General features: G+C 73.7%; 20 protein-coding genes. 11 read left to right on the top strand and 9 right to left on the bottom strand.

What is annotated here, in order from left to right; genetic code table 11:
- Positions 1–45: 45 nt before the first annotated feature.
- Positions 46–2,784, top strand: coding sequence for a DNRLRE domain-containing protein (locus OG982_RS01180; RefSeq protein ID WP_266790580.1), 2,739 nt, complete (start codon positions 46–48; stop codon positions 2,782–2,784).
- A 165-nt stretch (positions 2,785–2,949) separates the two neighbouring features.
- A complete protein-coding gene (locus tag OG982_RS01175) occupies positions 2,950–3,648 on the top strand; it encodes a hypothetical protein (protein WP_266947739.1) in 699 nt (232 codons plus the stop codon).
- 72 nt (positions 3,649–3,720) lie between these two features.
- Here the strand turns inward: OG982_RS01175 and OG982_RS01170 are convergent, their stop codons facing one another.
- Together OG982_RS01170 and OG982_RS01165 are read right to left on the bottom strand one after the other, a co-directional pair.
- A complete protein-coding gene (locus tag OG982_RS01170; protein ID WP_266949844.1) occupies positions 3,721–4,206 on the bottom strand; it encodes a GNAT family N-acetyltransferase in 486 nt (161 codons plus the stop codon).
- A 425-nt stretch (positions 4,207–4,631) separates the two neighbouring features.
- A complete protein-coding gene (locus tag OG982_RS01165) occupies positions 4,632–5,120 on the bottom strand; it encodes a hypothetical protein (protein WP_266947738.1) in 489 nt (162 codons plus the stop codon).
- A 105-nt stretch (positions 5,121–5,225) separates the two neighbouring features.
- On the opposite strand from OG982_RS01165, the gene OG982_RS01160 reads away from it, so the two are divergent.
- On the top strand, positions 5,226–5,534 hold the full coding sequence (locus OG982_RS01160; protein ID WP_266947736.1) for a hypothetical protein: 309 nt from the start codon (positions 5,226–5,228) through the stop codon (positions 5,532–5,534).
- On the opposite strand, the gene OG982_RS01155 is transcribed toward OG982_RS01160, so the two are convergent.
- The 3 genes from OG982_RS01155 to OG982_RS01145 are packed head-to-tail and all read right to left on the bottom strand — an operon-like array spanning position 5,531 to position 7,224.
- Positions 5,531–6,097 (bottom strand): adenylate kinase, encoded by a 567-nt coding sequence (locus OG982_RS01155; RefSeq protein WP_266947734.1) that lies wholly within the window; start codon positions 6,095–6,097, stop codon positions 5,531–5,533. The genes OG982_RS01160 and OG982_RS01155 overlap by 4 nt on opposite strands.
- 26 nt (positions 6,098–6,123) lie before the next feature.
- Positions 6,124–6,597 carry a hypothetical protein gene (locus OG982_RS01150; protein WP_266790589.1) on the bottom strand — a complete coding sequence of 158 codons (474 nt, stop codon included), beginning with the start codon at positions 6,595–6,597 and terminating at the stop codon, positions 6,124–6,126.
- A gap of 42 nt (positions 6,598–6,639) precedes the next feature.
- Positions 6,640–7,224 carry a YdeI family protein gene (locus OG982_RS01145; RefSeq protein WP_266947732.1) on the bottom strand — a complete coding sequence of 195 codons (585 nt, stop codon included), beginning with the start codon at positions 7,222–7,224 and terminating at the stop codon, positions 6,640–6,642.
- A gap of 163 nt (positions 7,225–7,387) precedes the next feature.
- Here OG982_RS01145 and OG982_RS01140 point away from each other — a divergent pair, with 163 nt between their 5' ends.
- Positions 7,388–8,641, top strand: coding sequence for an MFS transporter (locus tag OG982_RS01140; RefSeq protein ID WP_266947731.1), 1,254 nt, complete (start codon positions 7,388–7,390; stop codon positions 8,639–8,641).
- Between the two features lie 333 nt (positions 8,642–8,974).
- Positions 8,975–9,748, top strand: a complete 774-nt coding sequence (locus OG982_RS01135) for a peptidoglycan-binding protein (protein WP_266947729.1) — start codon at positions 8,975–8,977, stop codon at positions 9,746–9,748.
- 81 nt (positions 9,749–9,829) lie between these two features.
- On the opposite strand, the gene OG982_RS01130 is transcribed toward OG982_RS01135, so the two are convergent.
- Positions 9,830–10,582 (bottom strand): SDR family oxidoreductase, encoded by a 753-nt coding sequence (locus OG982_RS01130; RefSeq protein ID WP_266947728.1) that lies wholly within the window; start codon positions 10,580–10,582, stop codon positions 9,830–9,832.
- 144 nt (positions 10,583–10,726) lie between these two features.
- Here OG982_RS01130 and OG982_RS01125 point away from each other — a divergent pair, with 144 nt between their 5' ends.
- Positions 10,727–11,803, top strand: a complete 1,077-nt coding sequence (locus OG982_RS01125) for an RNA ligase (ATP) (RefSeq protein WP_266790598.1) — start codon at positions 10,727–10,729, stop codon at positions 11,801–11,803.
- 69 nt (positions 11,804–11,872) lie between these two features.
- Here the strand turns inward: OG982_RS01125 and OG982_RS01120 are convergent, their stop codons facing one another.
- Together OG982_RS01120 and OG982_RS01115 are read right to left on the bottom strand one after the other, a co-directional pair.
- Positions 11,873–12,184 carry a hypothetical protein gene (locus OG982_RS01120; protein ID WP_266947727.1) on the bottom strand — a complete coding sequence of 104 codons (312 nt, stop codon included), beginning with the start codon at positions 12,182–12,184 and terminating at the stop codon, positions 11,873–11,875.
- 86 nt (positions 12,185–12,270) lie between these two features.
- Positions 12,271–13,572 (bottom strand): ROK family transcriptional regulator, encoded by a 1,302-nt coding sequence (locus tag OG982_RS01115; RefSeq protein ID WP_266947726.1) that lies wholly within the window; start codon positions 13,570–13,572, stop codon positions 12,271–12,273.
- 182 nt (positions 13,573–13,754) lie between these two features.
- Here OG982_RS01115 and OG982_RS01110 point away from each other — a divergent pair, with 182 nt between their 5' ends.
- The 5 genes from OG982_RS01110 (at position 13,755) to OG982_RS01090 (ending at position 19,398) form a co-directional block, all read left to right on the top strand.
- Positions 13,755–15,077 (top strand): sugar ABC transporter substrate-binding protein, encoded by a 1,323-nt coding sequence (locus tag OG982_RS01110; protein ID WP_266947724.1) that lies wholly within the window; start codon positions 13,755–13,757, stop codon positions 15,075–15,077.
- Positions 15,078–15,087: 10 nt separating this feature from the next.
- Positions 15,088–16,122, top strand: a complete 1,035-nt coding sequence (locus OG982_RS01105; RefSeq protein ID WP_266947723.1) for a carbohydrate ABC transporter permease — start codon at positions 15,088–15,090, stop codon at positions 16,120–16,122.
- Positions 16,115–16,996 (top strand): carbohydrate ABC transporter permease, encoded by an 882-nt coding sequence (locus OG982_RS01100; RefSeq protein WP_266790608.1) that lies wholly within the window; start codon positions 16,115–16,117, stop codon positions 16,994–16,996. Before OG982_RS01105 ends, OG982_RS01100 begins: the two co-directional genes overlap by 8 nt.
- Entirely contained in the window at positions 16,993–18,348 is a 1,356-nt protein-coding gene (locus OG982_RS01095) for a GH1 family beta-glucosidase (RefSeq protein ID WP_266947722.1), read from the top strand. Before OG982_RS01100 ends, OG982_RS01095 begins: the two co-directional genes overlap by 4 nt.
- A 132-nt stretch (positions 18,349–18,480) precedes the next feature.
- Complete coding sequence (locus OG982_RS01090) at positions 18,481–19,398, top strand: NADP-dependent oxidoreductase (RefSeq protein WP_266949843.1); 918 nt, start codon at positions 18,481–18,483, stop codon at positions 19,396–19,398.
- Positions 19,399–19,448: 50 nt separating this feature from the next.
- Here OG982_RS01090 and OG982_RS01085 read toward each other — a convergent pair whose 3' ends face one another.
- Positions 19,449–21,608: a discoidin domain-containing protein gene (locus OG982_RS01085; protein WP_266947721.1), complete on the bottom strand. Its 2,160-nt coding sequence runs from the start codon at positions 21,606–21,608 to the stop codon at positions 19,449–19,451.
- Between the last annotated feature and the right edge of the window lie 143 nt (positions 21,609–21,751).

Below are 21,751 nucleotides of genomic sequence, written 5' to 3'. Positions count from 1 at the left end.
CGCGCGCCGTGCGGGTACCACTCGGCACACCGAACTGGGGGGTTCATGCGTAGATCCAGAGGGTTGGCGGCCGCTCTCGCCCTGTCCCTGGCCGGCACCGGCGCGGTCGTCGGCCTCGGCCTCGTCCCGCAGGCGGCGGCGCTCACCCCGCCCGTGGCCTTCACCGCCGACCCGCTGTCGACCTGGCAGCCCAACGGCGTGGTCTGGGCCCTCGCGGAGGCGGGCGGCACCGTCTTCGCCGGCGGCACCTTCTCCGCCGTCCGCCCGCCCGAAGGCGCCGGCGGCAGCGAGCAGTCGGCGGTCAACTTCGTGGCACTCGACGCCGCGACCGGAGCCCCGACGTCCTGCAAGCTGTCCTTCACCGTCGGCGGCGGCACCGCCACCGTCCGCGCGCTCACCCTCTCGCCGGACAAGAAGACCCTGTACGCGGGCGGCTACTTCGGCGCCGTCAACGGCACCCCGGTCTCCAGCCTCGCCGCCATCGACGTGGCGACCTGCACGGTGAAGCCCGGCTTCCGGCCGGCCTTCGCGGCCACCGTACGGGCCCTCGCCGTCACCGACGACACCGTGTACGCGGGCGGCGACTTCCTCACCGTCGCAGGCCAGCAGCGCGAACGCTTCGCCGCCGTCGACGCCGTCGACGGGACGCTCAGGCCCTTCGTCGCCAACGCCGACGAGCCCGGCCGGGCCATCGAGGTCACCCCGGACGGCGCCAACGTCGTCCTCGGCGGCGACTTCTTCACCGTCAACGGGACGAACACGCACGCGCTGGCCGTCGTCAACGCCACCAGCGGCGCCCTCACCAAGTCGTACGCCGGCTTCATCGAGACCAACTCGGTGGTCAAGGACATCGCGACCGACGACAGCGGCTTCTACACCGCCAACGAGGGCACCGGCGGCGGCGTCTTCGACGGCCGCATCGCCCTCAACCTGGCCGATTTCAACCAGCGCTGGCGCGACACCTGCCTCGGCGCCACCCAGGCCGTGCTCCCGTACCGGAGCGTGCTCTACAGCGCCTCCCACGCGCACGACTGCTCCAGCGTCGGCGAGTTCCCCGACGGCCAGCGCCACCACCTGCTGGCGCAGCCGACCGGCGGCACCGGCAAGCTCGGCTGGGCCCCCGACACCAACGACGGCATCGGCGAGGGCATCGGCCCGCGCGTGATGACGGTCGGTTCCAAGGGCGGCGTCCAGTACCTGTGGGTCGGCGGGGAGTTCACCACCGTCAACGGGGCGGCGCAGCAGAGCCTGACCCGCTTCGCCTCCACCGGGGACACGGGTGCGCCCACCGTGCCCGTGGCCGGCGCCGTCAGCGTCGAGCCCGGCGAGGTCCAGGTGCGCTGGCGCACCAGCCTCGACCTGGACGACAGCGCGCTGACCTACCGGATCTACCGCAACGGCGCGGCCGCGCCGATCGCCACGGTCACGGCGGACTCGCTGTTCTTCAAGCGCCCGCAGGCCTCCTGGACGGACACCACCGTCACGCCGGGCCAGTCGTACACGTACCGGGTCACCGCGACCGACGCGGCGGGCAACACCAGCGCCCTGTCCGGGACGGCGAGCGTGACCGTGCCCACCTCGGCGGACGGCTACCCGAACGCGATCCGCGGCGACGGCGCCCAGCTGTACTGGCGCTACGACGAGTCGGCGCTGCCCTTCGTCGCGGACTCCTCCGACGGCGGAAACCAGAGCGGAGTGCACCAGAACGGCCCCGCCCTGCGCCAGACGCCCGGCGCGGTGACCGGCGCGAGCACGGCGATCGGCTTCAACGGCACGGACAACCGGGTCTACGCGGACAAGCGCCAGAACGTGGGCGGCAGCTACAGCATCGAGACCTGGTTCAAGACGAACACCACCCGGGGCGGGAAGCTCTTCGGCTTCGGGAACAACCAGGACCGCGGCAGCAGTCAGTACGACAAGCACATCTACATGACCAATGACGGCCGGCTCGTCTACGGCGTGTACACCGGTGCCACCCGCACCATCACCACCGGCGGCGCCGACCGGTACAACAACGACCAGTGGCACCACGTCGTCGCCACCCAGGGGCCGGGCGGGATGACGCTGTACGTGGACGGCGTCCAGAAGGGCACCCTCAACGTCACCACGCACGAGAACTTCGCCGGCTACTGGCACGCCGGCGGCGACAGCCTCGGCGGCTGGCCCGACCGCCCCACCAGCGAGTTCTGGGCGGGCCGGCTCGACGAGACGGCCGTCTACCCGAGCGTCCTGAGCGCGGCGCAGGTCCAGAACCACTACGCCCTGGCCTCCGCACCGGCGGACTCGGTCGTGGAGGTCACCGCCGACGAGGACACGTACGCCAACGCGGGCGCCCCCACCGCCAATTACGGCACCTCGGGCTCGCTCGCCGTGCGCGGGACCTCCCTGTACGCGAGCTACCTGCGCTTCAACCTGCCGGCCGCGCCCGCGGGTACGGTGCTCAAGTCGGCCGCGCTCAGCGTGAAGACCAGCACCATGGCCGGAGCCGGCACGGCGGACACCGTCTCCGTGGTCCCGGTCACCGGATCGTGGAGCGAGGGCGGGACGACGTACAACAACCGCCCCGCGCTGGGAAGTCCTGCGCTCGGCGGCTTCGCCGGGATCCCCGACGGCTCGGCCGTGCACACCACCGGGCTGACCACGGGCACCGTCGCCGCGGCCCTCGGCGGCGGCTACAGCCTGGCGCTCACCAGCGTCGGGACCGACGCGCTGTGGCTGTGGTCCTCGGAGGCCGCCGCCAACGAGGGGACGCCGCGGCTGACGCTGACGTTCGGCGCCCCGTGACGCCCTTGGCGTAGGGGGAGGGGCGCACCCCGTTCGGGGTGCGCCCCGTTCGGGGTGCGCCCCTCCGTGCGTCCGGGCGTACTGCCGAACCGCCGCTTCCGCCGATACGGTCGCCGGTGTTCGCCACCATCCACTGGTCCAGGGGGGAACCACACGATGGCACGCTTGCGTATGTCCTTTGCCGCGTCAGCGTCAGCGTCAGCGTCCCGGCTCGGTCTCGCGCTCGTCGCGGGCGGAGCCCTCGTACTCACCGGCTCGGGCGCCGCCCACGCCACACGGACCGTCGAGGTCCCGGCGGCCGTCCCGGGCGGGATCTCCGCCTCCGTGAAGGTCCACGGGGCCGTCGTGCCCCAGCCGTACGACCCCGATCCCACCGCCTACTACGGGCCCCGGGCGTGCGTGCTGAAGTACCACCACTACTACGCGACGGAGGGCTGCGGCGGCTTCAGCCTGGACGTCGTCCTGCACGACGTGCAGGGCAGCCCGGGCTTCAAGGCGGGCCTGTGGAGCACCGACGACCGCTTCCAGGCCCACGCCGACACCGCGCGCACCTTCCGCTGCGTCCGTCCGGACGGCGGCTCCGAGCGCGCGGACGACGTCGTGGTGCGGACCGTTCGGACGGCGCTGGCGCACAACTACTTCTACGCGGACGCCAACCGGATCGTCTCCGAACTCCGCAAGGGCGCCGCGGACCTCGGGCCGCAGCTCTACCTGAACTTCCCGCCGGAGCAGATCAACTGCCCGGCCGGCACCACCGCGAGCCAGTACGGCCTCAAGATCACGAACCTGAAGGTGTCCATCAACGACGAGAACGACGTCTTCGGCACGACGACGTGGGCGTACCCGGGCGCGATCTACGCCTGACCCGGACACGGGGTCGAGGCGCGCCACGACCCGGCGCCGAGCCGCGTACGGCTCCGGTCCCGACGACCGCCGTCAGGGGCCGGCGCCCTCCCAGCGGACCTCCCCGTCCCGGCGGTGCCGGGTCGGGGAGAGGCCGCAGGCCGCGGCGGTCGCCGCCGACGCATGGTGGTCCGGGTGGACGTGCGCCACGAGCCGCCCGACGGGGAGCGCCGTCAGCCAGGCGGCCAGGGCCCGCGCGGCCTCCGCGGCGAAGCCCCGGCCCTGCCAGGCCGTGCCGATCACCCACGCCAGCTCTGCCCGGTCCTCGGCCGGGGTGATCGTGGCCTGGACCGTGCCGATCAGCGAGCCGTCCGGGCGCAGCCGCACCACCCAGTTGCACCAGACGACCGCCGGGTCGGGGGAGCCCGCCACCAGCCGCGCGTAGCGGGCCCGCAGGGCCTCGGGCGACAGCGGCGCGCCGCCCGTGAACGCGTACAGCGCGGGATCCGCCAGTACGCGGGCCATCTCGGCGGCGTGGCCGACGGACAGCGGCACCAGATCAAGGCGGTCGGTCGCGATCCCGGCGGGCCGGGCGGGTGAGGTGGATGCGGGCGGGGCGGGCGGGGCGCGCCGGGGTGCGGGCCGCCGCACCTTCGCGGCCGCCCCCGGGCGGGGCACGTCGTCCACCGACAGGCAGATCCCGAACACCCGGTCGTGGGCGGTCCAGCCGTTGACACGGCCCCGGTTGTTGCTGATCTGCACGCGTCGGCGCGGGGCGTCCACCGCCGACACCAGATGCAGGTGGACCGTGCCCGAGACCCGGGCCAGCACGATGTCCCCGACCTCGATCAACGCGGGATCGGCCGGCGCGACCCGGACCCGCTGCCGGCTGTGGACCAACGGCACCATGGACCCGCCGGTCGGCCGGAACTCCACGGTCTCGCCCCGGCCGACCCGGTCCGCCATCGCGTCGAGCATGCCCATCGGGGCAGTGTGCGCAGGTGTCACGGCCGGGGGGAAGCGGATTTCGGCGGCCCGGCCGCCGGTTCCACCTCCAGGAACCGCCGCCGGCGCGGGCCCCGGTACAGCAGGCACTCCCACCCCATCGGCTCCAGCGCCGCCGCGCAGGCCGTCAGGCGCTCCTGCTCCTCCTCGGCCGCGCCGCCGCCCGGCGGGCCGAGCCAGGTCACCTCCACCCGCCCGGGCTCCGCGGCGGCCGCCACCCGGTAGCCCGTGCGCGTACGCCGGCCCTCCGCGTCCACCGCCGACGGCGCGATCCCCGCCGCCTCCAGTACGAGGGCCACCGCGCGCGGCATCTGCCTCAGCTCCCACGGGGCGGGAACCGCCGAGCCCGCCCCGGCGTTCACCAGACGACGGATCTGCACCAGGCCCTCGTACGCCGTCCGCAGCTCTCGGGAGCGCGCGGCCGCGTCCCCGAGCTCCGTCGGCCCGTCGCCCGTGGCGGGCTCGAACCCCTGCCCGGGTACCGTCATCACCCACCGCCCTTCGCCGCACAGGTCCCGTCTGAGTACCTCACGCCCAACGGCCTGAGTATCCGCCCCGATTCCCCGCCGCGTCGCCGGTGATCGAATGAGGGCATGACTTCCGCCGCCCCGCGCCCCGCGATCCGCCCGCGCATGCAGCACATGACCACCGCCGGCACCGCGCTGGCCGTGGCCCTGGTCCCGCTCGTCATCGGGGTCCTGGTCGCCAAGGGCCTTGGCGCGGACCCGTTGACCCCGGTCAACGCCCTCATCAGCGGCGGCGGTCAGCGGGCCGGGCTGCCGCGGGCCGAATGGCGGCGCCGGCGGTACAACACGATGCACCGGCTGCGCGCCGCCCGCCGCGGCACGGCCGCCCGCTGCGCCCACGTCCGCGGCCGCCGCTCGGCCGGCGACACCCCCTAGTCCACCTGGTTCACCTGGTTCACCTGGTCCACGTCCGGCCGTGCTTCCTGGGCCCGGAGCCAGGACGCCGCTGCCCCCGGGCCGCGCAGGCGGATCACGCGCAGCGGGGCGAACCGGGCGTCACCCGCCAGCCGGGCGATCGCGGCGCGCCGCGACCGGTACTGCGACCAGGCCCACCACGCGGGATGGTCGGGGCGCAGCCACTCCCGCCAGGACTCCCGGTTCCCGCCGAACAGCCGCTCGCGCAGCAGGCTCCGCCGCAGCGAGCGCAGCAGCACGCGCCGCATCACCACGTGCCGGGGGTGGTCGAGCCACACGACGGTGTCGGCCCGCTCCCACAGCAGATCCCGGACCTCCGGCGGGCCCAGGGAGTCGAAGATCCACCGGTCGGTCCCCGCCAGTCGCGCCGTGTCCTCGGCGAACGTGGCGCTGACCGCCCACCCCGGCCCGCCGTAGTGGAGCGCGTCCATCTCGTGAAACGGCAGCCCGAGCAGCCGCCCCAGTGTCCGGGCCAGGGTGGACTTCCCGGCTCCGCTGATCCCGACCACCAGTACGCGTCGCATCGGCGGAGCCTACGCCCTGGGTCAGGTCAGCGGGCGGGCTGCCCGTACTGGCCAACGCACAGGTCCACGATCGACGCGGGTACGGTGCCCTCCGCGGCCGCGCACAGTTCGTCCACCCGGGGCAGCCGCTCCGGGAACCGGGGCGACGCGGGCTTGGGCGGGTGCGCCCGGTGCGGTGGCGCGGGCTTCGCGGGCCGTTTGGCGGGCGGCCGGGCCGCCTTGGCGGGGGGCCGCTTCCGGTCCGGCTCCGGTTCGGGGCCGCTCTCCTGCCCGGGCAGGTCGCCCAGCGGGAGCGGGCGGGGGACGGACAGCGCGGGCAGGGCGGCCGTGCCGGGGCTCTCGGCGGTGTCAGGGGCGTCGGGGGTGTCCGATGCGTCCGGTGCGCCCACGAGTGGTGCGGAACCCCGTGCGGGAGCCGGGGAGCCCGGGCCGACGGAGACACATCCGGCGCTCGCGAGGAGCGCGAGGAGGGAGAGGGGCACGGCCCGACGCAACTGCATCGCTCCACCATGCCGCACCCCCGGCCCGCCCGAGTGCCCGGCTCACGCGTCCGGGTGACGCCGCTTCAGGGAACGCAGGGCCTTGTCGAGGCGGGACCGCCGGGTCTGCGGCGTGCCAGCTTGCAGCAGCGGCAGGGCCAGCAGGTAGCGGGCGGTCTTGTCGAGCGCCTCGAAGGCCTCCCTGGCCTGCGGGTCCGCGTCGAGCGCGGCCGCGAGGTCGGGTGGCACCGGGGCCGTCTTCTGCGGGGCGTACGCCCGCGCCCAGCGGCCGTCCTCCCGCGCCGCGCGCACCTCGGCCAGCCCGGGCTCGCGCATCCGGCCGGCGGCGGTCAGTGCCGCGACCTTGTCGACGTTCACTTGCGACCACAGGCTCTTGGGCCGGCGCGGCACGTACTTCTGGAGGTAATGGCGCTCGTCGTCGTACGAGCGGCGCCGGCCCGAGATCCAGCCGTAGCAGAGCCCGATGTCGACGAGCTCGTCCGAAGTGACGGACGCAATGCCGGAGTTCTTCTTCGCCATCTTGACCCACACGCCCTCGCGCCGGGTGTGGTGCTCGGCCAGCCAGTTCTCGAACGCGGCGGCGTCCGCGAAGGCGATGATCGCCACTCCGTCGAGTTCGTCGTCCATGCGGCTCAGGCTAAGCGCGGCGCGTGAGGAGTGGGGTGCGGGAATGCCCCGCGTCGCCCGGGAATTGGAACGGCAGTGCGGGGTGACGGGGGAGGCGCGACCTCCGGTGCTCCGCGCGCCGCCGTGTCCCGTCCGCCACCCGACCCGTAGGAGTGCCGAGTCCATGAATGACGCCGACGCCGATGCCGCCGCGCCCGGCAGCCCCTGGAAGGGATGGGCGGCCGTCGCGGCCGTCTCCCTCGGGATCTTCTGCCTGATCACCTCCGAGCTGCTGCCCGTCGGGCTGCTCACCCCCGTCGGGGACTCACTGGGGGTGTCCGACGGCACCGCCGGGCTGATGGTCACCGTGCCCGGGCTGGTCGCCGGGTTCTGCGCGCCGCTCGTCACCGTCGGAGCCGGACGCCTGGACCGGCGGCTCGTGCTGTGCGCGCTGATCGCCCTGATGGCGGCCGCCAACCTCGCCGCCGCCCTCGCGCCCGGCTTCGCCGTGGTCCTGGCGGCCCGGCTGCTCGTGGGCGTCAGCGTCGGCGGCTTCTGGGCGATAGCCGGCGGGCTCGCCGTCCGCCTGGTCCCCGAGCGGCACGTCGGCCGGGCCACCGCCCTCGTCTTCGGGGGCGTCCCCACCGCCTCCGTGCTCGGTGTCCCCGCCGGGACGCTGCTCGGGGAACTCGGCGGCTGGCGCACCGCCTTCGCCGCCGTGGCCGCCCTCGGCTTCCTCACCCTGGTCGCCCTGCTCCTGCTGCTGCCCGCGCTGCCCGCCGACCGGAACATCCGGTTCGCGGAGCTCCCCGCCCTGCTGCGCGACAACCGGGGCGTACGGGCCGGAGTGATCGTCACCTTTCTCGTCGTGACCGGGCAGTTCGCCGCGTACACCTTCGTACGGCCGATCCTGCGGGACGTCTCCGGCATCGACGCCGGGTACGTCAGCACCCTGCTCCTCGGGTACGGAGTGGCCGGGGTCGCCGGGAACTTCCTGGCCGGGGCGCGCGATGCCCGCCGTACGCTGCTCGTGGTCAGCGCCGCCCTCACCGTGGTCCTCGCACTGATCGCCGTCCTCCCGGGGGCGGTCGCGGGCACCGCCCTGCTGCTCGCGTGGGGAGTCGCGTACGGCGGGGTCTCGGTGAGCCTGCAGAGCTGGATGACGCGGGCGGCTCCGCGCGCGGCCGAGGCGGCCTCCTCGCTGATGGTGGCCATGTTCAACTTCGCGATCGCCGCCGGGGCGCTCGTCGGGGGCCTCGCGGTCGACGGGATCTCCGTTCCGGCCGCGCCGCTGACCGGCGCCGCGCTGATGCTGGCGGCGGCCGTCACGGTGTGGGCCACCTCGGTCCGCCGCCGGGAGCCGACCGCCGGGGTCCCGGACCACCCGCTCGGGGTGGCTCGGGCGGGGACGGAAGTCCCGAACAAAGCGGATGGATAGGGCGGATCGGATGTCCGGCTTGACCGGGGCCGTCCCGAAGGGCAAGAGTGCGCCGATCAAAGACCCCGCTTGAGCCGCACTACGGAGACCCTCAGCATGCGCATATCCGTTCGCTCCTCGCTCGCTCCGGCTTCGGCTTCCGCGGCGGATTCCGCAGTGCGTTCCGCTTCGGCCCCGGCCGGCTTCGGCGGTTCTCCCGCGACCGGCGGGGCCGTCGGGTCCGCCGTCGCTCCAGGCACGGTCCTCGCCGCGTGGCGGCGCGGGGCCTGACCGGCCGGGTGGAGGCCGGCACCGCACCGCCGCGTCGGCCTCCACCCCCGCCGGGAGACAACCGTGTCCCACCATCCCGATGAGAGCGGGGCCGTCCCCGACGACCGCCTGCTCGTACGCCCCTACGTCGCGCCCGCGAGCCGCCCGTCCGCCCCGACGGCGCCCGCCTGGCCCCAGAGCGGCCCCGCCGTCTCCTCCCGCGTCCCGCCACCGGCGGGCGCGCCCGATGCTGCCTCCGGTTCGGGTTCCGGTTCGATGTCCGACTCGGCTCCGGTCCCCGCTGCGGCCGGGCGCGGCCGCCGCCGGCCGGTGGCGGTGGCGGTGTGCGCGCTGCTCGGGCTGGGAGCGGCGGGCGCTCTGCTGCTCCTGCTGACGGGCCCCGAAGAGCCCGGCCCGGAGCGGGCGGTGGCCCCGCCCGGGCTGTCCGTACCGGCGCTCCCGGCGGGCAGTCCCGGCCTGGCCGAAGAGCCTTCGCCCGCGGCGTCCACGCCACGTGCCGGCGCGGCCTCCCGGGCGCCGGGAGCCTCCGTCTCGCCCTCCGCGTCGGCCTCCGCGTCCGGCGGCCGGCCCGCGCCCGGCGCCTCCGCGAGCCGGAGCGCGCCCGTCGCGCCCCCGGCGACGCCCGCCGGGGACGGCACGCTGGGCCCGGGGGACCGCGGACCCGAGGTGCGCGCCCTTCAGGAGCGGCTGTACGGACAGGGGTTCACGTACGTCAAGGTCAACGGGCTCTACGACGGCCACACCCGGCGCGGCGTCGCCCAGTTGCAGAGCGACCGGGGCATCAGCGGGGATCCCCAGGGCGTCTACGGCCCGGCCACCCGGGCGGCGTTCGGCTGAGTACCCCGGCTGAAACCGCGTAGCCCGAAGCCCCGAAGCCCCGAAGCCGCGTAGCCGCGAAGTCCGAGCCCCGAAGCCCGGTCAGCGGCCGCCCGAGACCCGCAGGACGGCTCCGGTCGTGTACGAGGCGTCCGGGGACAGCAGCCAGGCGATGGCCCCGGCGATCTCCTCGGGCTGCCCGGGCCGCCCGAGGGGGATTCCGGCGGCGGCCCGCGCGGGGCGGTCGGGGTCGCCCATCGCCGCGTGCATGTCGGTCTCGATGATGCCGGGCGCGACGGCGTTCACCCGGATCCCGTCCGGGCCGAGTTCCTTGGCCAGGCCCAGGGTGAGGGTGTCGACGGCCGCCTTGGTGGCCGCGTAGTGGACGTAGTCCCCGGGGCTGCCGAGGGTGGCGGCGGCCGAGGAGACGTTCACGATGGCCCCGCCGGCGCCTCCGCCGGCCTCGGACATGTCGCGGGCGGCCCGGCGGCAGCAGAGCAGGTACCCGAGGAGGTTGACCTCCACCACGCGCCGCAGGTCGTCGGTCGTGGCGTCGGCGAGGCGGCCGAGCGGCCCGGTGACGCCGGCGTTGTTGACGAGGCCGGTGACCGTGCCGAGTTCGGCCCCGGCGATGTCGAAGAGGCGCTCGACGCCGCACTCCTGGGAGGTGTCGCCGCGCACCGTCACGCACCGGGCGCCGGCCGCCCTCGACCGCTCGGCGGTGGCCTCGGCGGCCGCGTCGTCCGTGGCGTAGCCGAGGACCAGGTCATGGCCGGCCGAGGCCAGCCGCACACAGGCCGCCGCACCTATGCCCCTGCTGCCTCCGGTGACGATCGTGACTGGGCGACGTGACATGCGAGCCTCCTGTGTGACGCGGTGGGCGGCGCAGGCTAGCAGCCGGATAACGGCTGGACCACCGCAAATGGCGCCACGGACAGTGGTCCGGCGTCACCCGAGACCCACTTGTCCACCCGACACCGATTCCCGAAGGAGCCTGCCATGTCGACCCTGCGCGTCACCGTGGAAGAGCTGACCGTCCACGACCACCCGAACGCCGACGCCCTGGAACTGGCCCAAGTCGGCCTGTACCGCGCCGTCGTCGCCAAGGGCGCCTACCGTACGGGGGACTTCGCGCTCTACATACCCGAGCAGGCCGTACTGCCCGCCGCCCTGATCGAGGAACTGGGCCTGACGGGCCGCCTCGCCGGGAGCGCCTGCGACCGGGTCAAGGCCGTCCGGCTGCGGGGCGAGCTGTCACAGGGCCTGGTGTGCCGGCCGGGCGCGCTGGCCGAGGTGGACCTGGGGCAGGCGGCCGAGGAGGGCACGGACTTCGCCGGGCTGCTCGGCATCACCAAATGGGCGCCGCCGATCCCCACGACCATGGACGGCGACGTGGAGTCCGCCCCCGATCTGCTGCCGTGGGTGGACATCGAGAACCTCCAGCGCTACCCGCACATCTTCGAGCCCGGCGAGCCGGTCGTCCTGACGGAGAAGCTCCACGGGACCGCCTGCCTGCTGACGTACGTCGCCGAGGGGGAGCGGGTGCTCGTTTCCTCCAAGGGCATCGGGGCCAAGGGCCTGGCCCTCAAGGAGGACGAGCGCAACGTGTACTGGCGGGCCGTACGCGGCCACGGCGTGGCGGAGGTCGCCGCCCGGCTCGCCGGGACGCTGGGCGCGAGCCGCGTCGGGATCTTCGGCGAGGTGTACGGGACGGGCGTCCAGGACCTGGGCTACGGGGCGCACGCCGCGCTGGCCGGCTCGGCCCCCGGGTTCGCGGTCTTCGACGTCTCCGCCGAGATCGACGGCCAGGTGCGCTGGCTGGACCCGGCCGAGGTGCTGGCGGACGGGGAACTCCCGCAGGTGCCGAGGCTGTTCGAGGGTCCGTACACGCTGGACGTGGTCCTGGAGCTGGCCACCGGCCGCGAGACCGTCTCCGGGCGGAACCTGCACCTGCGCGAGGGCGTCGTCATCCGCCCGGCGGCGGAGCGCTACAGCCCGGTCGTCGGCGGCCGCGCCATCGCGAAGGCCGTCAGCCCGGCGTACCTGACCCGCAAGGGCGGCACGGAGTACGAGTGAGCCGGGCCCTGGCGCGGCGCGCCGCCGCGCCGGCCCCCGGACCCCGGGCCGGGTCCGCGGCTGCGCCCGTCACGGCTTGTGCAGCACCCCGCGCCACGTCCAGCCCGCGTCGGTGACGTTGGTGCGCAGGAGGTCCTGGATCTCCCGGCTGCTGAAGCGGAGCGTCTCGACCAGGTGCCGGCGGCCGTCCTCGCCCTTCTGGATCCGCCACTGCCGGGCGGCGACGGTCGTGCCCCCGCGGCCGTTCTGCCTGCTGCCGGAGTGCTCGTGCGACGGGTTGCCCCGCTGCTCGTGGAGCGCGCGCACCTCGCGGGCCGCCGGTACCAGTCGCATCCGGATCTTGCCGGTCAGGTCCAGCTCCCGGATCCGGTGGTCCGCCACGAGGTCGGCCTTCTCCTTCCGCTCCGGGGCGCCCGCCGGCCCCCGGCAAGGGCGGCGCGGGCCAGGCGCCGCTTTGACGACACTCCCTAGCCCCGCCGGGTCAACGCGGTTCGCCAGCCCGGCTGTTCGGGGAGGGCGGGCGGGGCGGGGCGGCGGCCGCCGGTGGTGAAGAAGGCGGACAGGGGCAGCGTGGCCGCGCCCACCGTGACCGCGTCCGGGCCGAGGGAGCCCAGCTCGATCGCGACCCGGGCGGCCGGGTGGCGCAGGGAGTAGCGCGTCGCGTGCTCCCGTACCGCCGGGAGGATGTACGGGCCCAGCAGCAGGCCGGCCCAGCCGCCGATCAGGATCCGCTCCGGCCGGAACAGGTTGATCACGTCCGACAGCCCCGCGCCCAGGTACTCCGCCGTCTCGTCGAGGACGTCCCGCGCCACCGGGTCGTCCGCGAGCGCCGCCGCCAGCAGGGCCGCGAGGGCTTCCTCCTCGTTCGCCGCGTCGGCCCGCCGGCCCCCGACGTCCCCGCCGAGCTCCGCCCACCGCGCCAGCAGCGACTCCGCCCCCGTGTACGCCTCCAGGCAGCCCAGCGCCCCGCACCGGCAGCGCCGCCCGCGGACCGAGACCGTCAAGTGGCCCCACTCCAGAGGGGTGCCCTCCGTACTGCCGCCCTCCGGCGAGCCGTCCGTGATCAGGCTCGCGCCGACCCCGGACCCGAACAGGACCACCACGGCGTCCCGTGCGCCCCGCCCCGCCCCGAACCACATCTCCGCCTGGCCGAGCGTCCGGGCGCCGTTGTCGATGAGGTACGGGACCTCCTGCGGCAGCGCCCCCGTCGCGCGCAGCAGGGCCTCCAGCGGCACCGCGTCCCACCCGATCGTCTGCCCGTGGACGACCGCGCCGCCCGGCGCCTCGCGGTCCACTATCCCCGGGACGCCCACGCCCACGCCCAGCAGCCGGTCCGTGCCGACGCCGGCCTGCGCCAGCACCGCCGCGATCCCCGTCCGGACGTGGTCCACGATCGGGCCGACGTCGTAGCAGCCGCGCGGCAGCAACGGCAGTTCGGTACGGGCGAGTTCGGTCAGGGTGAGGTCGAACAGCTCGACGCGGACCCGGGTCTCGCCGACGTCGACCCCGATCAGGTGGGCGCTGCCGGGGGAGACCCGCAGCAGGGTCCGCGGGCGGCCCCCGTCCGAGTCCACGACGCCCGCCTCCTCCAGCAAGCCGTCCGCGATGAGCTCGCCGACGACGTTGCTGACGGATCCGGAGCTCAGCCCCGTCGCCGGCCCCAGCTCCTGACGGCTCATCGGTCCGCCGAAGTACAGCCGCTGGAGCACGGCGCTGCGGTTGCCGCGCCGCAGGTCCCGCACCGTACGGCCGCTACGCCCTGTCGTCATCTGTCTCCTCCCGCCCTGCAGTTGGTCGCAACATACCCCTGCGCGAGCTCTTGACGCGACCCTTTCACGAGGCTTAACTCACGTCCTAAATTAAGGCCTGGACCAGTGGGCGCCGACGAGGCGCCCCGGCCGAGACCCGCCCGCCGGCTTTCCCCGACCCTGCCGAAAGGGGCCGATCCGCCATGCGCAGAGCCCGAGCCGCCACCACCACCGCGATCGCCGTCTCCCTCCTCGCCGCCACGGCCGCCGGCTGCGGCGGCGGCACGACGAACGGCGGGGGCGGCTCCAACACCGCCCCGAAGGAACTCACCTACTGGGCCTCCAACCAGGGCCCCGACATCGCGGCGGACGAGGCGACCCTCGGCCCCGAGCTGAAGAAGTTCGAGCAGCAGACCGGCATCAAGGTCAAGCTGGAGGTGGTTCCCTGGGCGGACCTCCTCAACCGGATCCTCGCCGCCACCGCCTCCGGCCAGGGGCCCGACGTACTCAACATCGGCAACACCTGGTCCGCCTCCCTCCAGGCCACCGGGGCACTGCTGCCCTGGGACGCCGAGAAGTTCGGCGCCATCGGAGGCAAGGACCGCTTCGTCGCCTCCGCCATCGGCTCGGCCGGCGCCACCGGCCAGGACCCGGCCGCCGTCCCGCTCTACTCGATGTCGTACGCGCTCTACTACAACAAGAAGATGTTCCGGGAGGCGGGCATCGAGAAGCCCCCGGCCACCTGGGACGAGATGGTCACGACCGGGCAGAGGCTGTCCAGGGACGGCTGCTGGGCCCTCGGCGCGGAGGGGTCGAACCTCGCCAACAACATCCACCAGGTCTTCGTCCTCGCCCGGCAGCACGGCGCGGACTTCTTCGACGCGGCCGGCAAGCCCACCTTCGACAGCCCGGGCGCCGTCGAAGCCGTCAAGCAGTATGTCGACCTGATGGCCAAGGACAAGATCATCGCCCCGGGCAACGCCGAGTACGCCCAGAACCAGTCCCTCCAGGACTTCGCGGCCGGCAAGACGGCCATGGTGCTCTGGCAGAGCGCCGCCACCTCCTTCAAGAGCCACGGCATGAAGGAGGGCGACTGGGGCGTGGCCCCCGTCCCGGTGCCCGCCGGCGGCGCGCCCGGCACCGGCACGAACACCAACTCCATGGTCGCCGGCATCAACATGGCCGTCTTCAAGAACACCGACAACATCGACGGCGCCCTCACGTTCGTGAAGTTCATGACCGGTGACGAGGAGCAGAAGATCCTCAACAAGGCCTACGGCTCCATTCCGCCGGTCAAGGCGGCCCAGAGCGACGCCGCGTTCGCCACCGAGGACCTCACCGTGCTCCGCGAGACCCTCTCCACCAGCGCCGCCCCGCTCCCTCAGGTGCCGCAGGAATCCCAGTTCGAGACCACCGTCGGCACCGCGGTCAAGGAGCTGTTCGCCGACGCGGCGGCGGGCCGCCCCGTGACCACCGAGTCGGTCAAGGCCAAGCTCACCAAGGCCCAGCAGCAGATGGCGAGCTGAGCCCCGCCCCATGAGCGCCCACACCGACACCGACACCCACACCCGCACCGACCCCCACGCGGATCCCCACGCCGACCCCCACACCAAAGCCCACGCCGCCGCCCGCCCCCTCGCACGCGCGCGCCGCACCGGCCGCGTGCGCAGGGCCGCCCTGCCCTACCTCCTGCTGCTGCCCGCCCTGCTCCTCGAACTGCTCATCCACCTTGCCCCGATGGCCATGGGCATCGTCATGAGCTTCCGGCAGCTGACCCAGTTCTTCATCCGGGACTGGACCGGCGCCGCCTGGACGGGCCTGGCCAACTACGAACTCGCCGTCGACGTCAACAAGCCCGTCGGCGAAGCCCTGTTGGGCTCGTTCCTCACCACCTGCCTGTTCACCCTGCTCTCCGTCGGCCTGTGCTGGCTGCTCGGCACCGCGGCCGCCGTCTTCACCCAGGAGTCCTTCCGCGGCCGCGGTGCGCTGCGCGCGCTGTTCCTCGTCCCGTACGCCCTGCCCGTCTACGCGGCGGTCATCACCTGGGCGTTCATGTTCCAGCGGGACAACGGGCTGGTGAACCACGTCCTGCACGACCAACTCGGCCTCGGCGGCGCGGACCACACCTTCTGGCTGCTCGGCGACAACAGCTTCTGGGCGCTGCTGACCGTCTCCGTCTGGAAGGGCTGGCCGTTCGCCTTCCTCATCGTGACGGCCGCGCTCCAGAACATCCCCAAGGAGCTGTACGAGGCCGCCGCGCTGGACGGGGCCGGCAGCTGGCAGCGGATCCGCCGGATCACCCTGCCCTCGGTCGGCGCGGTCAACCAGGTGCTGCTCCTGGTGCTGTTCCTGTGGACCTTCAACGACTTCAACACGCCGTTCGTGCTGTTCGGCAAGGCCGCCCCGGAGGCCGCCGACCTGATCTCCCTGCACATCTACCAGTCCAGCTTCGTCACCTGGAACTTCGGCGCCGGCGCGGCCATGTCCGTCCTCCTGCTGCTGTTCCTGCTGCTGGTCACCGCCGGGTACCTGGTCCTGACCGGGCGCGGACGGAGGAACGCCGATGCCTGACCGCCGCCGCGCCCGCGCGCGTACGAGGTCGCCGCTGGCCCCGCCGCCGTCGTTCCGCGTCGTGCGGGCCGTCTTCCTCACCCTCCTCACCGGCTTCGTGCTGCTGCCCGTCTATGTGATGGTCACCAGCTCGCTCAAGCCGCTGGGGGACGTCTCCGGCCGGTTCCGCTGGATACCCAGCGGCCTCACCGTCCGTCCGTACGCCGACATCTGGCACACCGTCCCGCTCGCCAGGTACTTCGTGAACTCCCTGATCGTGGCGGGCGCCGCCACCGTCTGCTCGGTGGTCATCGCCGTCTTCGCGGCCTACGCGGTCAGCCGGTACCGCTTCCGCGGCAAGCGCCTGTTCACCGTCACCGTGCTGTCCACCCAGATGTTCCCGGGGATCCTCTTCCTGCTCCCGCTGTTCCTGATCTTCGTCAACATCGGCAACAGCACCGGCGTCGCGCTCTACGGCTCCCGGGGCGGGCTGATCCTCACCTACCTGACGTTCTCCCTCCCCTTCTCCATCTGGATGCTCATCGGGTACTTCGACTCGGTGCCCCGCGACCTCGACGAGGCCGCCACCGTCGACGGCTGCGGCCCCCTCGGCGCGCTCGTGCGGGTCGTGATCCCGGCGGCCGCCCCCGGCATCGTCGCCGTCGCCGTGTACGCGTTCATGACCGCCTGGGGCGAGGTGCTCTTCGCCTCCGTCATGACCAACGACACCACCCGCACCCTCGCCGTCGGCCTGCAGGGCTACTCCACGCAGAACGACGTCTACTGGAACCAGATCATGGCCGCCTCACTCGTCGTCAGCATCCCCGTCGTCGCCGGATTCCTGCTGTTGCAGCGGTACTTGGTGGCCGGACTCACGGCAGGAGCCGTCAAATGACCGATCACGCCATCGACCTCGCCGCCCTGCCCCGCGACTTCGCCTGGGGCACCGCGACCTCCGCCTACCAGATCGAGGGCGCGGTCGACGAGGACGGCCGGGCCCCCTCCATCTGGGACACCTTCTCCCACACGCCCTCGGCCGTCGACGGCGGCCACACCGGGGACACCGCCTGCGACCACTACCACCGCTGGCCCGAGGACATCACCCTCATGCGTGAACTCGGCGCCGACGCCTACCGGTTCTCCGTCGCCTGGCCCCGCGTGGTCCCCGGCGGGGACGGCCCGGTCAACCCCAAGGGCCTCGACTTCTACGACCGGCTGGTGGACGGCCTGCTCGCCGCCGGCATCACCCCCTGCGCCACCCTCTACCACTGGGACCTGCCCCAGGCCCTCCAGGACCGCGGGGGCTGGCCCGAGCGGGCGACCGCCGGGCACTTCGCCTCGTACGCCGAGCTCGTCGCCGAACGCCTCGGCGACCGCGTCACCCGGTGGGCCACCCTCAACGAGCCGCTCTGCTCGGCCTGGATCGGCCACCTGGAGGGAAGGATGGCCCCCGGCCTGACCGACCTGATCGCCGCCGTCCGCGCCTCGTACCACCTGCTCCTCGGCCACGGCCTGGCCACCGAGGCCGTCCGCGCCGCCGCGCCCGGGGCGGAGATCGGCATCGTCAACAACCTCTCCACCATCGAGCCCGCCACCGCCTCCGAGGCCGACCGGGCGGCTGCCGTGCGCATGGACGGCCACGTCAACCGCTGGTGGCTCGACCCCGTCCACGGCCGCGGCTTCCCCGCCGACATGCGCGAGGTCTACGGCGTGGACCTCCCCGAACGCCCCGGCGACCTCGCCACCATCGCCGCCCCGCTCGACTGGACCGGCCTGAACTACTACTTCCCGCAGACCGTCACCGCCGACCCGGCCGGCCCCGCGCCCCACGCCCGCCAGATCGCCCGCCCCGGCGTCCCGCGCACCGGCATGGACTGGGAGGTCGACGCGAGCGGCATCGAGACCCTGCTCATGCGGCTCACCGAGGAGTACGGGGCCCGGCGGATCCACGTCACCGAGAACGGCTCCTCGTACCCCGACACCGTCGGCCCCGACGGCCGCGTCCACGACCCCGAGCGGGCCGACTACCTGACCGCCCACCTCGCCGCCTGCGCCCGCGCCGCCCGTCGGGGCGCCCCGCTGGCCGGGTACTACGCCTGGTCCCTGCTGGACAATTTCGAGTGGGCCTACGGGTACGACAAGCGCTTCGGCCTGGTCCACGTCGACTACGCCACCCAGTGCCGCACGGTGAAGTCCAGCGGCCGCCGGTACGCGGAGGTGATCGCCGCCCACCGGGCCCTGCGCTAGAGCGTGCCCCGATCCGGGCCGTGCCCGCCCTGCTTCGAGGGGCGGGCGCGGCCTTCGTGATGGGATACGGAGCGAGTGATTCCAGCAGCTCGCGGAGAGGCCGGGTACATGTCCCAGGAGACCCAGAACACCATGCGCGCGATGGCGTACGAGACGTACGGCGGGACGGAGGTGCTTACCGAGACCCGCCTCCCGATGCCCAAGGTCGGCCCCGGCGAGGTCCTCGTCCGGGTCAAGTGCGCCGCGGTCAACCCCGTCGACTGGAAGATCATGGCCGGCGGGCTCGACCCGCTGATGGACGTCATGTACCCCGTCGTCCCGGGCTGGGACGTCGCCGGAACCGTGGAGAAGGTCGGCATCGACGCGCCCGAGTACGCGGTCGGCGACGAGGTGATCTCGAACGCCCGCAAGGACTACGTGCGCGGCGGGACCTTCGCCGAGTTCGTCAGCGTCCCCGTACGGATGCTCGCGCCCAAGCCCGCCCGCCTCAGCTGGCAGGAGGCGGCCGGCCTGCCGCTGGCCGGGCTCACCGCGTACCAGCTGCTCACCCGCCTCGGCACGGGCAAGGACGACACCGTCCTCATCCACGGCGCGGCGGGCGGGGTCGGTTCCCTCGGCGTGCAGATCGCCCGGGTGCTGGGCGCGCGCGTGATCGGTACGGCCTCCCAGCGCAACCACGAGCGGCTGCGGGGGCTCGGCTGCGAGCCGGTCGAGTACGGGGAGGGCCTGACCGAGCGGGTCCGCGCGCTGGCCCCCGACGGCGTCACCGTCGTCGCGGACTTCGTCGGCGGCGTCCTCGACGTCACCCGGGCGGTGCTGGCCCCGGGCGGCCGGCACGCCTCGATCGCCGACCCCGGCGTGCTCGGCGCGGGCGGCCAGTGGATGTGGGTCCGGCCGGTCGGCACCGACCTGGCCGAACTGGGGCGGCTCGCCGACAGCGGACAGCTCACCGTTCCCGTCGAGCGGACCTTCCCGCTCGCGGAGCTGGCGGCGGCGTTCGAGCTCAGCCGGACCGGGCGCGCGGCCGGCAAGATCGTCATCGAGCTCTGACGCGCGGATGCGCGGGGCGGCCTCATGGCCGCCCCGCGCTCACCCCCGACCTACGGGAACGAAGTGACGGTGGAGGGGACCGTCGAGGTGCCCGAGGTCGGGGCGCCCGTGCCGTTGACGACGTGCTCGTACTGGCCGTTGCCGCCGAGCGAGACGACCAGCAGGTCGTGGAACCTGACGCCCGGCTTCACCGGCGCCTGGAACCCGTGGTCCTGACGGATCGTCGGGTCGACGTTGTAGTAGCAGTAGCTGCCGAGCCCCCAGCCCTCGTGGACGGCGACCGAGTCCGCCACCTTGTACGCCGCGTAGCCCTTGGTCGAACCGTTCTGGATCGCCGCCTGGTTGGGGGCGTCGTAGGCCTTCTCGTTCTGGAAGAAGACCGTGCGGCCCCGCTCGCCGTTCCACTGGACGTCGTACTTGTTGAAGTGCTCGACGAACAGACCGGTGGCCAGGACGTCGTCGCCGTTGACCGTGAACCCGTAGTCGGAGCGGTTGGTCTCCCAGCCCACCCCGTCACCGTGGTCGGCCCGCCAGATCCAGGTGTGGTCGACGATCGTGTCGTGACTGTTGATCACCATGCCGACGGTGGCCTTGCCGGGGCCGGCGCCGCCGACCCGGACGAACACGTCCTGCACGGTGGTCGGGTTCGCGGCGTGGTCGCTCGCCGAGCCCGCCGGGCCGACCTCCAGGAGGCTCGGCGAGTTGACCGGGCCCGCGTCGATCAGGAAGCCCGCGAGCCGGACGCCGTCCACGTCGGCGACCCTCATCGCGGTCACCCCGTTGTCCGGGACGAGGGTCGCCAGGCCCAGACCGAGGACGACCGTGTCGGGGCGGTTGACCTGGATGGTCCGGTCGAGGTGGTAGACGCCGGGGGTGAAGAGCAGGTGCAGGCCCTGTGCCAGCGCCTGGTTGACCGTGGCGGCGCTCGTCCCGGGCTTGACCACGTAGAACCGGCTGAGCGGCACCGAAGTGCCCTGCGGTGCGGTGCCGTTGCCCCAGGAGGTGCCGCGCGCGTTCACCCGTTTGGCCGGGACGAACACCTTGTACTCGGCGCCGTCGAGGTAGAGGAAGGGCTTCTCCCGGGACACGGGGGTGGTGTCGAGCGTGGTGTACGGCGCGTTCGGGAAGGACTGCGCCGGCGCGCCCGGGGTGCCGGAGAAGACCTGGTTCCAGACGGCGTTGGACCAGCCGCCGACGGAGCTGTCCCGGGTGTACCACTGCTGCTGGGAGTAGTTGCCGACCTGGCCGTCGATCCTCGAGTCCGCGATGTAGCCGCCGGAGGCCCAGCCGTAGCCGTCGGGGGAGAGGTTGAGCCCGCCCTTGACGTGCATCCGGCGGAAGGGGGCGGCCTGGGAGACGGCCCAGCGGTCGGTTCCGTTCACCGGGTTGAGCGCGAGGTTCTCGGCCGAACGCCAGAAGTTCTGGGTGGCGTTGCCGCCGAACCAGCCCGCGTCCACGGTCACGTCGCCGTTGATGGTGGTGTCGTCGGGGCTCAGGCCGAGGCCCGAGATCGAGGTGTAGAAGCCGATCTGGGCGTTGAGCCCGTTGTACGTGCCGGGCTTGAACAGGAACTGGTAGCGGCCGGAACCGAATTGGGCGGACTCCTGGCGGGCGAAGACCTCGTCGAGCCGGGCCTGGATGTTCGGGGTGGACGGGTCGAAGACGATCACGTTGGGGCCGAGGTCGCCGCCGCCGGGGAGGGTCGGGCCGGTGTCGGTGGTGCCGTAGACCTGGAACTCGTAGAGCGAGTACCCCCAGGCGGTGGCACGCTCGGTGCCGAAGACGCGGACGTGGCGGGCGGTGCCGGAGACGGCGAGGGTCTGGACGCCGCCGGTGCCCGCGGTCGTGGCGTGGGCGGTGGACCAGGTGGCGCCGTCGGTGGAGAGCTCGACGCGGTACGACTTCGCGTGCGCGGTCTCCCAGCGCAGTACGACCTGGCTGAGCCGGGCGGGCGCGCCGAGGTCCACCTGTATCCACTGCGGATCGGCGAACTGGCTGGACCAGCGGGTGGTGGTGTCGCCGTCGACGGCGGCGGAGGCGGGTGTGCCGCCGTTCTCCTGGCTGGAGGCGGTGACGGGCCGGCCCTGCGAGAGCAGGACGGGTGCGGCGTGGGCCGCGCTGCCGGGGAGCAGCGCGAGGAGGGCCGCGACCAGCGCGGCGGCGAGGGTCGCGGCGGTGAGTCGTGGTGGACGGTCGCAGAGGCGAGGCATGGGGGGCGCTCCTGACGTCTTGGATCCGGGGGATCGAAGCGTGAGTGAACTGCCCCGCCACGAGGGCCGTCAAGGGGTTCGGCGTTCATGAAGTGAAGGCCGGAAGTTGTGTCAACTGGCCGTCAGGCCTGTGAACTTGGGGT

Source organism: Streptomyces sp. NBC_01551 (genome assembly GCF_026339935.1).
Lineage (GTDB): Bacteria > Actinomycetota > Actinomycetes > Streptomycetales > Streptomycetaceae > Streptomyces.
Note: the sequence above shows the minus strand (reverse complement) of the source record. Positions and strands in the feature narration are given on the sequence as shown.

What these genes read in the sequence shown, in the direction of transcription:
- OG982_RS01155 (WP_266947734.1), bottom strand. Translation starts at nt 6,097, where the DNA reads ATGCGACGCGTACTGGTGGTCGGGATCAGCGGAGCCGGGAAGTCCACC.
- OG982_RS01115 (WP_266947726.1), bottom strand. Translation starts at nt 13,572, where the DNA reads ATGACGACAGGGCGTAGCGGCCGTACGGTGCGGGACCTGCGGCGCGGC.
- OG982_RS01090 (WP_266949843.1), top strand. Translation starts at nt 18,481, where the DNA reads ATGCGCGCGATGGCGTACGAGACGTACGGCGGGACGGAGGTGCTTACC.
- OG982_RS01165 (WP_266947738.1), bottom strand. Translation starts at nt 5,120, where the DNA reads ATGACGGTACCCGGGCAGGGGTTCGAGCCCGCCACGGGCGACGGGCCG.
- OG982_RS01085 (WP_266947721.1), bottom strand. Translation starts at nt 21,608, where the DNA reads ATGCCTCGCCTCTGCGACCGTCCACCACGACTCACCGCCGCGACCCTC.
- OG982_RS01100 (WP_266790608.1), top strand. Translation starts at nt 16,115, where the DNA reads ATGCCTGACCGCCGCCGCGCCCGCGCGCGTACGAGGTCGCCGCTGGCC.
- OG982_RS01145 (WP_266947732.1), bottom strand. Translation starts at nt 7,224, where the DNA reads ATGGACGACGAACTCGACGGAGTGGCGATCATCGCCTTCGCGGACGCC.
- OG982_RS01110 (WP_266947724.1), top strand. Translation starts at nt 13,755, where the DNA reads ATGCGCAGAGCCCGAGCCGCCACCACCACCGCGATCGCCGTCTCCCTC.
- OG982_RS01095 (WP_266947722.1), top strand. Translation starts at nt 16,993, where the DNA reads ATGACCGATCACGCCATCGACCTCGCCGCCCTGCCCCGCGACTTCGCC.
- OG982_RS01125 (WP_266790598.1), top strand. Translation starts at nt 10,727, where the DNA reads ATGTCGACCCTGCGCGTCACCGTGGAAGAGCTGACCGTCCACGACCAC.
- OG982_RS01160 (WP_266947736.1), top strand. Translation starts at nt 5,226, where the DNA reads ATGACTTCCGCCGCCCCGCGCCCCGCGATCCGCCCGCGCATGCAGCAC.
- OG982_RS01130 (WP_266947728.1), bottom strand. Translation starts at nt 10,582, where the DNA reads ATGTCACGTCGCCCAGTCACGATCGTCACCGGAGGCAGCAGGGGCATA.
- OG982_RS01105 (WP_266947723.1), top strand. Translation starts at nt 15,088, where the DNA reads ATGAGCGCCCACACCGACACCGACACCCACACCCGCACCGACCCCCAC.
- OG982_RS01140 (WP_266947731.1), top strand. Translation starts at nt 7,388, where the DNA reads ATGAATGACGCCGACGCCGATGCCGCCGCGCCCGGCAGCCCCTGGAAG.
- OG982_RS01180 (WP_266790580.1), top strand. Translation starts at nt 46, where the DNA reads ATGCGTAGATCCAGAGGGTTGGCGGCCGCTCTCGCCCTGTCCCTGGCC.
- OG982_RS01150 (WP_266790589.1), bottom strand. Translation starts at nt 6,597, where the DNA reads ATGCAGTTGCGTCGGGCCGTGCCCCTCTCCCTCCTCGCGCTCCTCGCG.